The following is a 13479-nucleotide window of genomic DNA, read 5'->3' as shown; positions in this document are numbered from 1 at the left end:
AAAAAACAACGTTTCAAAAATACCTATGCTTGATTCATACAGACACACAACATGAAAGGTATTAGTGATGAATATTCAAGCAAATATGGTGAAAGATACGTTACCTGCACTTTTAACGATTGAAAATGGTAAAAAAGTGCAGTCAACTTTCTCAAAACAAGAATATGAAAACCGTCATAGAAAATTACGTCAAATGATGGCGGATCAACAAGTTGATTCAGTTTTATTCAGCTCTATGCATAACATCAACTATTACGTTGATTTCCTGTATTGCTCATTTGGTCGCTTTTTTGGTGTAGTAGTTACAGATCAAAAAGTGGTGAGTATTTCCGCCAATATTGATGGTGGTCAACCTTGGCGTCGTACAGTAGGTGACTACAATGTGGTCTATACCGATTGGCAGCGTGATAACTATTTCCGTGCTGTTGCACAAGAAATTCCCAACAAAGGTCGTGTAGGGGTTGAGTTTGACCATCTGCCGATTGAGCGATTAAACAAGCTGAAAGCATTCTTACCAAATGTTGAGTTTGTCGATATTAGTGCCACTTGTATGAAGCTACGTATGGTGAAATCTATCGAAGAAATTGCGCACATTAAACAAGGAGCAGCCGTATGTGATATTGGCGGTTTTGCATTAACTGCGGCTATCAAAGAAGGTGTGCACGAGCACGAAGTCGCGTTGGCATCGACACAAGCGATGGTGCGTGAAATTGCTAAACGTTTTCCGCATTCAGAATTAATGGATACTTGGACTTGGTTCCAATCGGGCATTAATACTGATGGTGCACACAATCCTGTGACTACTCGTCAAGTGCAAAAAGGCGATATTTTAAGTCTGAACTGCTTCTCAATGATCGCGGGTTATTACACTGCACTTGAACGGACTCAGTTCTTTGACCACTGTGATGATGCTTCATTAAAAATTTGGCAAACGAATGTCAAAGTGCATGAGGCAGGTTTGAAACTGATTCAACCTGGTGCACGGTGCTGCGATATTGCTAACGAATTAAATGAAATTTACCGTGAAGAAGGTTTGCTTCAATACCGTACTTTTGGTTATGGACATTCATTCGGCGTACTTTCCCACTACTATGGTCGTGAAGCTGGTTTAGAGCTTCGTGAAGATATTGATACCGTGATTGAACCTGGAATGGTGATTTCAATGGAACCTATGCTTATGTTGCCACAAGGTATGGCAGGGGCGGGCGGTTATCGTGAACACGACATTTTGGTGGTGACTGAATCAGGCACTGAAAATATCACTAAATTCCCATATGGCCCTGAACACAACATTATCAAGGCATAAGTCACAAGGCATCCCAAATCGGGATGCCTTTTTTGGTGGAGAAAATAATATGAATGAAAAAGCTAAATCTGATCAAAACACTTTAAAACGCGTTGCTACTGCAAGTTTTATTGGTAACTTTGTTGAATGGTTTGATTATGCTGCTTATGGTTTTTTAGCCACTGTGATTGCTTTGGTTTTCTTTCCAAGTAGTGATCCTGTAGTTGCATTAATGTCAACCTACGCCATCTTTGCTTTGTCCTTTATTGTTCGGCCTTTTGGTGGAATTTTCTGGGGATATGTTGGTGATAAATATGGGCGAAAACATGCACTGTCTTGGTCAATTATGATTATGACATTGGCAACTATGTGTATTGCGCTCTTACCAAATTATGCTTCTATTGGAATATTTGCACCACTTTTATTGCTTTTCTTTCGGATGATTCAAGGCTTTTCCGCATCAGGTGAGTATGCTGGTGCATCTAACTTTTTAGCTGAATACGCACCTAAAAATAAAAAGGGCTTATATACTAGCTTAGTGCCAGCCAGTACAGCCGCAGGTTTATTGTTGGGTTCATTGATGTCAGCTGCCATGTTTGCATGGATGTCAGAATCATTCTTATATGAATACGGCTGGAGAATACCATTCTTATTGGCTGCGCCACTGGGTTTAATTGGTCGTTTCATTCGTCTAAAACTTGAAGATCCCCCCGAATTTCTGGCACATCAAAAAACGAGCCATAAAGAAACTTTCCCGATTAAAGCATTATTTACAGAATACCGTCAGCCATTATTTAAAGCGTTTGCAATCGCATCTTTAAATGCGACTGCGTTCTACTTAATTTTTAGCTATATGCCAAATTATTTGTCGACTGAATTAGGGGTAAATAAAACCGAATCTTTTATTTCAGGCGCTATTTCTTTAGCATTTTACATCGGCATTGTATTTATGATGGGTAAATATTCTGACCGTATGGGCCGCAATAAAATGTTAGCTATGGCATGTATAGGCTTTATAATTTTAACTTTCCCACTGTTCTACTTCTTATCTGATACATCATTTATTGGCATGATTATCATTCAATTGGTTTTCTGTAGCCTACTTGCGATGAATGATGGCAGTTTGCCTGCATACCTCACTGAGCTTTTCCCTGTGCATGTGCGTTATACCGGTTTTGCATTTAGTTTTAATACAGCGAATGCACTGCTGGGCGGTACGATTCCACTACTTGCAACATGGTTGATTCATAGTACAGGCAGTACTTTAGCACCAGCCTTTATTTTAATTGTGATTGCCTTATTTAGCATGAGCGTATTGGTTCAGAGCAATAAAGCGAAACTTGTCACGGTCTAATCCTCTTGGATGAGACCTTTGTAAATTTGTTATAGGGAACAAAAATATGAATACACAATCACAATGGTTTGGTGCTTTATTGGTCATTATGGGGGCAGTTGGTTGGGGGACTTTAGGCATTGCCAGTACCCAATTGGCAAATGCAGGCTTGAGTAATAGTTCAGTAACAGGATTGCGGATTGTCGGTACATTTATTTGTTTATTGGCCTTTTTACCTTTTCTTTATAAGGTTTTACGAACACTGCAATTTCAAGATATTCCTAAATTGGTCATTCAATCATTACTCGGTATGCTTGGAATGACTTTCTGTTATTTTAATGCGGTACAACATGTAGGACCAGCCATAGCAGTAGCATTGCTTTATACTGCTCCTATTTGGAGTGTGGTACTTTCTTTTATTTTTTTGAAAGAGCGAATTACGTTAAAGTCAATGATGCTCACTCTTGTGGCTGTGAGTGGTGTTGCATGTATGATGCTTGGTGATAATCAGCTCAATATGACGGGGGTTCTATTTGGTTTAGCCTCAGGCATTTGTTATGCTGCTTATGGGGTGATTGGTAAAGATATTATTGACCACTATAGCCCGACTTTTTTATTGTTCAGTTCAATGATGGTTAGTGCGCTTGCGATTTTTCCCTTTATTCACTTCCAAGAAATTGAAAGTCTGGTCTCGAATATAGACTTCAATATTATGATTGCCTGTATCTTATTAATTGTGTTTGGGACGTTATTACCTTTTGCTTTATATACCTATGGATTGAAGTATTTAAAGGCATCACAAGCTTCTATTTATACTATTTTTGAACCATTAACAGCAGTCATTCTTGCCAGCCTGTTCGCCAATGTACAGCTTTCCAATGCGCAGATATTTGGAGTAATTTTGATTATTAGCGTGTCATTGCTCAATGTGATTTTAGGTAAAGCCGATCTCAATCCCGAAAAAGTTTATTCCACTCATTAATTTTTTACATATATCAATTTCAAATTTATTTTGGTGCAGGGTAACACATGGCTAAAAATCTTTCATGTACTCAGTATAGCCATTGTTGAATTATTGCATATAAAGCTGTTTTTGTGGAAGTTGAATATTCAGCTTCAGGGGGGAGGTTCGTGGCAACTAATAACACTAAATATAAAAAAAATGGAAGAATAATTCACTAAGTTATTGTTTTTAATTTGATGCTTGTTTTATATGGGGATGATAATAACTTCTGATTACTAGTTTTTACCTTAAATATACCGATTGAAAGATTCATTTAAAGGCTATGAATACATGAGTTTTACAGTTTGGCTAGGTCAGCATGAGTACTTTTCGCAAGATTTAAGATCGACCATGAACGTGATTAAGTTATAGGGGATTGATGAAATAGTTTTTATGAATTTCTGGCTTTCTGGGCTGATTTTATCAAATTCATGTCTATGCAAAATTGCGACATATTTCTCGTGTTGGTAGTTATCCAGAGTTTGGTCTGCATCTATCCATAGTGCAGCCCTTTTTTTGGTGACAGTTTTTTCTTAGTGATTTTCGATCTGGATGTAGTGATTTCACGTTTGCAGAACATATCTTGGTGGTGATCCATCTAATATTCGTGATTATAAAGCGAGCTAATTCACAGGTTCTACAGATTATGTAGCGACTAACTATAAGTTGATGGTTGGCGCTTAGTTTATATTTACGCTTAGGTTTCAGTTAAAAAAATCAATATTTTGTTGAATTCGTGATTGAATCATCTCTAGGGTAGATTCTCAAATTTGATGGGGATACAGGCGCTGCGCAATTTGACTAAATTGAAGTGCAATTTCACGCATGGCCAAGATGATCTCATCGACTTCTAGAGTAGTCAGATTCGCTTCTGAAGTACCGAGTTTATGTATGTCATTTTGGGAAATATTGAGCGCTTCTCCCATAATGTCCATTTGATGATAACCACCTGGACCTTCACAGAAGGTCACATCATAGGCTGGAGCCAATTTCCATTGACCATTTTTTGACATGAGAAAAGAAAAGTTCTTGGTATGGTCATCCCGATTATTGAAAAGTACATTAAACACAGCACGTTTAAAGGCATGCAGTCTTTCTCGCACATCTTGCGTACACATCAAGGTTTCCCGAAGAAAATTGCGATAGTCTAGGCTACCTGGAACTTTATAGTCTGCTCCAGTATATGCAGCCAAACTCTGCATTGGAATCCGCATGCCATTTTGACGGTCGAATCGTTTAGAAGCAAAAGCCATTAAACCATTGAGCAAATTAAAAAATGGTTGTCTGGAGTCTCGATTGCACAAAGTCGCAAACAATCTGCATAGACGGCTTCAATGGCGCAGACTTCAGGGTGCTCTTGCTGAGCAGGAAACTTAATCAGCCAGGCTTCATGTTGATTAGAAGCTTGAGTCGAAAACTCTAAATTGACAGGATCTCGGTAAACCAATGCTTTGGGTCTGGCACCTTGGGGGGAGTCCCCCATGACCAGCAAATGTTGTAAAAATTCGCTACCTTCTCCTTTGAGGACTTCTTGGACCTCCTGTGCCAATTGCGGCAGGGGGATATTCTCTGAAGTTTGTATCTCTGCGACACAGGGTTCAAAGGAGAGGGCACCGATTACATGGGTGCTAATATAAGTTAGACATTCCAAAGGGCCGATTCGTGCTGGATTCAGTCCAATTTTTCGAAAATATCGATCCATCAACAACATGTCCTAACCATCTGGTAAAGCGTCATAGACTGGACCTGGGAGTCCCATTTGATGAGTAGGAAAACCCTGTCTGAATGGTAGACCTTTTAAAGGGAGTAAGTAAGAAGAGAGCTCAACACCTCGCTGTATTGCTTCTGGGCTATATTCAAAAGCAATGTTGGGTCTACCAGTGTTAGCGGCAGTTGAACTAATCAGCGTTCCCCCCAGCCAAGTTTCACCCCAACCGTTGTAATAACACTAAATATAAAAAAAATGGAAGAATAATTTATTAAATTATTGTTTTTATGTGGCTGTTAGTTATGTTATGAATAATAATAAATTTTTTCTTAAGAAATTTTACCTAAAAAAATTGATCAGATAATTTTCTTTAAATGTCATGTATACATAAATTTGACAGTTTGAAGGGATCGGTATGTGCATTTTTCACAAGGTTAAAGATCGACCATAAATGTGATAAACGGCAGGGGATCATTGAAAAATGAATGGATTTAAAAACTACATGTATGCACGGAAAAAAGTATCGCTGCGGTTCTGCTGACAGGCTGAACCGTACCGGGTTTGTCGGAGACTTTTTTATTTAAGTTAGGCCACCTGACCTAACGGGTTAATCTTATCATAGTACATTGCTTCAAACTCAAAAGGCGATACATAACCCAGTGCACTGTGTACACGCTTTTTATTGAACCAATCTACCCAGTTTAGTGTCGCAAGTTGTACATCCGCTAAACCTTGCCAATCTGCTTTTAAATATTCAATCACCTCTGTTTTGTATAAGCCATTCACCGTTTCAGCCAAAGCATTATCGTATGAATCACCAGTCGTACCGACTGATGCTCGTAAATTTGCTGCTTCTAAACGATTGGTATAACGAATGGAAAGATATTGCACACCTCTGTCGGAATGATGAATCACATTCTTTGGCATGTCTCGATCGTGCAATGCTTGCTCAAGTGCATCGAGCACCATATCTGTATTCATCCGTGTAGATACTTTCCATCCAACAATTGCTCGTGAGAACACATCAATAATAAAGGCGGTATAGACCCAGCCTGAGTGAGTTTGAATATACGTAAAGTCACTTACCCACAGTTGGTCAGGATGATCAGCATTAAAATTACGTTTCACTAAATCATCTGCCCGTTTTTGGTCATCTCGGTTACGGGTGGTTTGTTTATTCTTACCACGCCAAACACCTTGTATACCTAGCTTTTGCATCAATCGAGCAACTGTACAACGTGCAATAACATAACCCTCACGTTTTAATTTTTGCCAGACTTTACGTACACCATATCGACCTGAACTTTCCTTCCAAATTCGTTTAATTTGTTCAGCATGATGCTCATCATGTAGATCTCGTTTCGCTCGATGTTCTGGATTGTCAGCGAGATCTAAAGTTCGGTAATAGGTTGAAGCTGCGATCGGTAAAATCCTACAAATCGCATCAACACCATATAAGTCTTTATTGTTATGGATGAAATCCACCATTATTTGTGTGGGCGGTCGAGCTCCGCCTGGGCGAAAAAAGCGGCTGCTTTACGTAGAATTTCATTGGCACGCTTTAATTCTTTAATTTCACGTTCCATTTGCTTCATTTTTTCTTGATCAGATATCTGTTGTACTTTAATAGGATTTTGTTTATCTAAATATTTTTGATACCAAACACGTAGTGTTTCAGGAGTACAGCCAATCTTAGGAGCTATTGCTGTGATTGCAGCCCAAGTAGAAGGATAATCTTTTTCAGATTCAATCAATAATTGAACCGCTCTTTCTCTGATTTCAGGGGTATATTTTAATTTTGTCATCGCGATAGTCTCTCAGAATATTGACTCTCCGACAAACCCGGTACGGTTCAGGCTGTATTGAGCATTCAATGCAAATGATGTAGTAATTGTCTACATGCTATAAGACTAGCATGATGAAGAATGAAATGTAGTTGCCAATATCTAACTTGGATTGAAAAGCATAGCGTTGTTATTCGGAGAAGTGAGGTGAGCCATCCTTCTCTTATACTTAAAATGATACTTACTCAATTGATCTCGACTCATGGGCTGGTTCCAATTAGATGGGTAATAACTTCCATCCCCTATTTTTATTACCACATTTCTTGCATTTAATCCCTTCTTTGGAGATTTGATTCAGCATCACTGTTGTCGATTGAATCAAATCAATGACATAGTTCGTTGGTGCAGGAAAAGCAGAAGAGGCTGCTTTATTGCAAAAGAGAACATTTGGATCAAATGGATTGGATTACACAATAACAGAAAACTAAAAAAAATTGGAAGAATTCTTAAAATTTAGACCGCCCTAGATAAGTAAAACGTATGTATTTGTTGAGAATTGTAATTTTGAGAAAATTTAGTTGATAGATTAAATGTCTTTTCATATAAAAAGATATGCTCATTTTTTATATCGATAAAAATGTTAAAATTTGACTATTTAGTAAAAAATATTGAGATTTTTATAGGGCAATTTATCATGCCCTTTTGCTTTGACCGACCAGATGTTCTGCTTGAGATAGTAAAAATTAACTCAGAACTACTAAAAATCAAAAAGATTAAACAGAGTCAGAAAGTAGTAGTACAGGCAAAGTTCAAAGTAATCTACGTCAAAATTTGGCAAAAAATCTTGCTATTGATGCAAAGGGAGCCAGGATTACGTGTGCATTCTAATTATGTTGCAATCTTACAGCTGATACATAATCTTGATGATTTTATCGAAAAATCACAGCAACACTTGTGCTTTGAGAGAAAAGCTCAGAAAGAGCTAGATGCTAAATTTTTTGCTAGATTTTTTAAGCTGACAAAAAGTTCAATCAAAGATCAACTTTTACCAAATTGTTCAGATCGTAATGAATTTAACCAATGCAATTTGATAAAAAATTAAGCGAAAGCGAATATGCCAAAGATTGAAACAGAAGAGCAATTCTTAGAATTAGCAGAAAAATTTAAACAAGATTATTGTCTATTACATGATGATGTTGTGAATACACAATTTGTCGATCTATCAGATGATTTACGTGAAAAAGCCCACGCTCTATATAAGGAAGCGCAACAGATATATGGCTATATATCTAGCTCTAGACAATTAGGTAAATATTATTTTCTAGCTTCTTTAAGTTATTTTGCATGTCCAGATACTAGTAATACACAAGAGCTGTCATCGCAACGTTATTTGATTCTACAAGCGAGTTTTTTAACATATCGGCAGTATCAAGAATTTGCAAAAATTGATAAAGCTGAGAATAAGCAAAAACATGTTTGTGACCTATTACGCTATGTCTCACGATATGTGCTGGATTCTAATAATGCTGAATTATTTCATGAGTGTAGTAAGCTGCTAAATTGTTATGTCACGTACGAACGTAATTTGAAAAAAGAGGATCGTAATCAACTTTTTAATATTAAAGATTTCAAACAAGTACAAGTCATAGAGTATTTATCGGCTCTATTAATAATTTTTAAAAGACTAGATGATCGTCGTGTTGTTCATCGTCAGCGTAAGTCAAAAAAAAGCAAAGTTTTGAAATGGCCCACTAAAAATGAACTCAAAAAATTTCGTGAAATAAAATCAGGTAAGCATGAAGATATCGGACATAACGCAAAGATCAGTTTTTATGATGCCTCTCTTCACAAAGATGAAGATCGTGAAATTGAGTTATTGGACACTGAACTAGAATTATACTCTGAAGATGAAAAAACTAAAAATTTTAATCATTTAATTAGTGATTATGCTGCGTATTACACGCGGCATCGCCAACGCCGTCATGCGCCATTTATTACAAATCCACATTATTTGGCGCCAGATATACTGAAGCAAATTGTTTATGTGTTGAGAACTGAGTTAAATAGGGACTGGGATGATGCTGCAATCGCTGCCGCATGTTTATTGTCACTTTTGACTGGATTATCTCCCATAGCACTGATGGATTTTAATGACCTTATTCAGGAGGGTACGTTGATTCAAAATGGTTCAAGTAGACGTCGCGAATATTTACTCAAATTAAATCTTAATATTACAGAGCAGAAGATTAAGAGCTTAAATGATGAGCGATGGAATGAAGTGATGACACATCAACTACATTTACCTTCTGCTTGGTTTGACTATATTGAACAAGCATCGAATCCAATAATTTCTTCAACAGACATTAATACAAAACTTAAGAATTGGCTTGATAATCGGTTTGTAGGTTCGATCACTGTTGAAAAACTGCAGGCTCAATTATATTTTCATATATATTATGAAACATATAATGAATATCTAGCTCATGTAATTGCTGGGCGGGATAGTCAGCATCACATGCCTGGTATCTATTATGGAGGGCTACCGAAAGCTCAACTCAGTAGCACATATCTAGCCTTTGTAGAAACAGCACTTACACCACATTCCTCGGAATTTACTGAAGAACTCAAAATATTGCGACAACAATTCAAAGTGCAATCTGCATTATCTATAGGAAGGATAGGGAGCCAACTGGCACTTGAACCCAGTTTTGTGAAAGAGCAATTTGCTTTTTTACATAAACATTGCCAAGAAAATATTCAAAAAGATCAACATATCATTAATCAATTGAATGCATACGCGTGTTGGATGTGGCATGTTAGCTTGTTGAGTTTGGCAAGTCGGCCTAAAAAAAATCTGTTGGGGAATTTGGATGATTATTGTGTTGAGCTTAAGCTTTTATATGTAAACGATAAAAGAAATAGTAAAGCAAGAAAAGATGGTCGTTTTATCCCATTATCTGATTTTTTCATAAAAACACTGCAAAATTACACAGTCTTTTTAGAACAAATTATTGAAGCGTACGGTTCGTTTTTTAGACAAGTCTTTGCAAAGAAAATTACTGTAAATGATCTTTTTGGCAAGGTCATTGATAGTAAAGATATCTTGCCGATAACTGTCAAAGAGTGGCAGAGCAGAAAAATTAAGTTAATCCCTTTATCTCGAAACTGGGTAAATTTATATATGGAAGGAATCTTTCCAAAGAATATGTATTCGAATTGGTTACGTCATTTTGATATGAATTTTTTGATGTATGCAGAAGAAAAAGAAGAAAAAGAAGAAAAAAAAGAAGAAAAAACTGCTTTAGCATTCCATTTAATACAGGCTCTTTATGGTCATGATCAACGTGACCGAGAGGCTTTTCATCCGCATTCTTCACTTATTCCGAATGTCTATGTACAGCAAGCCCGCCAGCAATTGCAAGATAATGTCAAATTTTTATCGATTAAACACTTAGAGCGAAAATAGTTGTATGCAAAAAATCAAAGAACTAATAAAACCGCAACTAGATGATCTATTTGTTGATATTCATAAATTGGTGAAAAAGTCGCTAGATAGACAGCCTTCTTCACCTGAAGTATTGACGAAAGACATGCAGCAAAAACTTGATCAGCAGATCGCTGAAAAATGGCATGACATTAAAGATAGTGTTGATTATTTGAGTCAAAAGTTCAGCCGAGACGAACAATCAAAACTGATGCAATTTACTGAAGATGAATTTAATAAAAGAAGGAGGCAATTCAACCAGAATGTAGATAAAAAATCATACAGAATTAAGCTAAATCCACATACGAAACGGATAGTACTGCCTAGAAAAATTGAGAGTACAGAGTCACGATTAAAACACGGGCATCTACATATTCTGGTAGTCAAGGAATTAAGGCAGTATTGGCAAGATTCATTTGAATATTGGGATGAACCGAAGTACTTATGGGGAAATTTATGCTTAAGTTTTATATATATTTCAGGCTGTGCAGATGAACAGCATTTGATTACTATTCAGAAACAATTGCAGGATGCCATTGAGCTTGGTACAGATCTGAATTGTTTTCGGTTATACCATTCTGATTATCAAAAGATCACTAATCCATTGTTACTACATTATCGTGTTGAAAACTCTCAATATGGCAACGATGTAGAACAGGGAAAGTTGTACCAATGGAAACATGTTTTTTTTAACCCATATGCGCAGTTCATTTTACAATATTTAAAAAAGTTGAAAGCCACTCAGAAAGAATTTCGTCTGCAACATTCAGTTGAAGATTGTATTTTAGAAAGCTTGAGTAAGATAGACAGGAAAAAAAGTCTTGGGGATCTGCAATATCAAATTAAACGCCGTGGATTTCGTGCATTTAATGATGTGCAAATGGTACTCGAATTTAATCCAAACCTTAGCCTAGATATATTTTTGAGTAATGTGCTTCAGCAAGAGATTAATACTGTCGCTTTAAGGCCATCCGAATTTAGATTGCTGTGGAATAATGATTACAATCAAGTCACAGAACAAGAGAGTCGCCCTATTCATTTTGAACAAGAGCAGTTACATCCGGAAGTTCCGACTGCTCAAAGCAAATTACAAACGATTCCGTATGAGTTGATGTTGTTTGATCAAAAGAAACGTAAAGGTCAAAAAGTTGAGCGTTTAGATAAAAAGAGGAATAAAGAAGAACACACGCTACGTTTTTGGCAAGAAACCAGAAGGGTGTTAGAGGAGAAGATAGTTGATGCTAATACGGAGGAAAAGTCTTTAATTGATGCTCAACTACGCTTAATTGAATGGTTAATGCATTTAAAAAAACGAGGGCTTCAATTATCAACTATTGAAAGCTACTTAGGATCGTTTGGTAAAGAATTTATATTTGAGATTTGGCTCAATAAATTAGATTTAAAGCAACAATCCATTGATGATTATGAAGATTTATATCGACAGTTGTTGAAATATAGCAGTGAACGAGATGCACAAGCAACTCAACGTGAAGCTGTTAAAGGAAAAACCTCTCGTAAGATGCACCAAACAGCAGAATACCGTTTTGGTCGCCTAAAAGATTTTCATCAATTTTGTATAGAGAATTATGATGCTCCAGGGGTATTGGTGTTACAGAATTCAAGTTTTAAGCATTTACAAATTTGCAATGCACGCCTAGTAAGCCCTTTGTTATTTGGCAAGCTATTGGAAAAACTAGAATATTTAAGTCAAGAGCCAACGGCATCAGAGTGGGTCGATCATCTGAGTTGTTTAAAGCTGATGTATTTACTGAGTTATAGAACTGGACTCCGATTAAATGAAGTTCGTTGTCTTAAAATACAAGATATTATTTGCCCAGAGTTACTTTATAAAGAAAAAGAAAATACAGCTTTTAATAATATCACGCTTCATATTCAGAACAATTCATATCGCCGTCTGAAAACGCAAAGTGCAAATCGTCAAATACCTTTGAAAATTGCATTGTCAGAACATGAGTTTTTAGTAGTACAACGTTACATACAACATCGTTATGAGCAATATTTGGTTAATCAGCAGGATGATCTACTTTTTAGTGTGAATCATCGTGTGTTAACTGATCAATGTATCAGCAAAATTACAGTAGATTTGTTTAGTCAAATATTAGGTATGCATCATGGCTTTAGTTTTCATACATTACGCCACAGTGCTGCTAACTATCTAGCAATAACTTTGCTCGGTTCAAAAGAAATGATCAAGACCTACACAGATTGTCGTTGGGTAAAAGCAAAAAAGATGAGGGATTTATTGTTTGGTATGAAAGCACGTGCTCAAGAAGAGATTATTCAACATAAATGGCAGGTGCTCGCCTCTTGGATGGGGCATAGCAGTATTGAGCAAACGGCTTCAAATTACCTTCATGTTTTGGATTTATTAGCAGTCGATCGAATTTATAATTCGCCGTGTATCATTTCAAAAAAAGTATTAGAACAGTGTTTTAGTCCAGTGAAGTCAAGTACAGACTACATAAACCTAAATCGTTATACTCAGCAGCAGAAATGGTTTAATTCTTATCAGCAAACACAGCCAGTTACGATGGCTGGCCGACAAGAAAAGAAGTTTAGTATAGAGAAGAGTACTCTGACACCTTTTCAACGTTTGATAAGTTTTAGAGAAGGACGTTTAAGCGAAGATACTCAAGCTCAAGAATGGATGCAACGATGTCAATGGATGAGCACTAAATGGATGGATCGCCAAAAATTTTATTTAAAAACGAATTATGTTTATAGTAAGAATTTAGAAGAGAGTTGGTTTGATGAACTTTACGAAAAGGCTAAAAAACTGACTCGTCCAGATGAAATAATTCCTCTCCTTGATTTTCATTATAAAGATGATAGGCAGCAAGATGCACTGAAAGAAAAGAACA

General features: G+C 36.7%; 7 protein-coding genes, 2 pseudogenes and 1 other annotated feature. Of the genes and pseudogenes, 6 read left to right on the top strand and 3 right to left on the bottom strand.

The window, feature by feature from the left end:
• Nucleotides 1-67 precede the first annotated feature (67 nt).
• From J500_RS14875 to J500_RS14865, 3 genes are read left to right on the top strand one after another with little or no spacing between them, the layout of a single operon-like run.
• Entirely contained in the window at nucleotides 68-1306 is a 1239-nt protein-coding gene (locus J500_RS14875; protein ID WP_034700308.1) for a M24 family metallopeptidase, read from the top strand.
• A gap of 49 nt (nucleotides 1307-1355) precedes the next feature.
• On the top strand, nucleotides 1356-2639 hold the full coding sequence (locus J500_RS14870) for an MFS transporter (protein WP_034700305.1): 1284 nt from the start codon (nucleotides 1356-1358) through the stop codon (nucleotides 2637-2639).
• Between the two features lie 46 nt (nucleotides 2640-2685).
• Nucleotides 2686-3600: a DMT family transporter gene (locus J500_RS14865; protein WP_034700303.1), complete on the top strand. Its 915-nt coding sequence runs from the start codon at nucleotides 2686-2688 to the stop codon at nucleotides 3598-3600.
• A 718-nt stretch (nucleotides 3601-4318) separates the two neighbouring features.
• Here the strand turns inward: J500_RS14865 and J500_RS14860 are convergent.
• The 3 genes and pseudogenes from J500_RS14860 to J500_RS17860 all read right to left on the bottom strand — a co-directional run.
• Nucleotides 4319-5539 (bottom strand): annotated as a pseudogene (locus J500_RS14860) (type II toxin-antitoxin system HipA family toxin).
• Between the two features lie 375 nt (nucleotides 5540-5914).
• Nucleotides 5915-7134 (bottom strand): IS3 family transposase gene (locus J500_RS14855; RefSeq protein ID WP_147519079.1). Its coding sequence is split into 2 segments (ribosomal slippage): nucleotides 5915-6858 and nucleotides 6858-7134, totalling 1221 coding nucleotides; the frame shifts between segments, so codons are not numbered across the junction.
• Nucleotides 6743-6859: a sequence feature (AL1L pseudoknot), on the bottom strand. (Overlaps the previous gene by 117 nt.)
• 207 nt (nucleotides 7135-7341) lie before the next feature.
• Nucleotides 7342-7579, bottom strand: a pseudogene (locus J500_RS17860) (hypothetical protein); the annotation flags it as partial.
• A 171-nt stretch (nucleotides 7580-7750) separates the two neighbouring features.
• Between J500_RS17860 and J500_RS14845 the strand changes: the two are divergent.
• From J500_RS14845 to J500_RS14835, 3 genes are all read left to right on the top strand, one after another.
• A complete protein-coding gene (locus tag J500_RS14845; RefSeq protein WP_147519077.1) occupies nucleotides 7751-8215 on the top strand; it encodes a hypothetical protein in 465 nt (154 codons plus the stop codon).
• A 12-nt stretch (nucleotides 8216-8227) separates the two neighbouring features.
• Nucleotides 8228-10579: a hypothetical protein gene (locus tag J500_RS14840; RefSeq protein WP_034700298.1), complete on the top strand. Its 2352-nt coding sequence runs from the start codon at nucleotides 8228-8230 to the stop codon at nucleotides 10577-10579.
• Nucleotides 10580-10583: 4 nt separating this feature from the next.
• Nucleotides 10584-13479, top strand: a 2896-nt coding sequence (locus tag J500_RS14835; RefSeq protein ID WP_034700295.1) for a site-specific integrase, incomplete at its 3' end; no start/stop codon positions are given.

Origin of the sequence: Acinetobacter sp. 479375 (genome assembly GCF_000581715.1) — a bacterium.
Taxonomy (GTDB): Bacteria; Pseudomonadota; Gammaproteobacteria; order Pseudomonadales; family Moraxellaceae; genus Acinetobacter; species Acinetobacter ursingii.
This window is presented reverse-complemented; position numbering and strand designations above follow the sequence as displayed.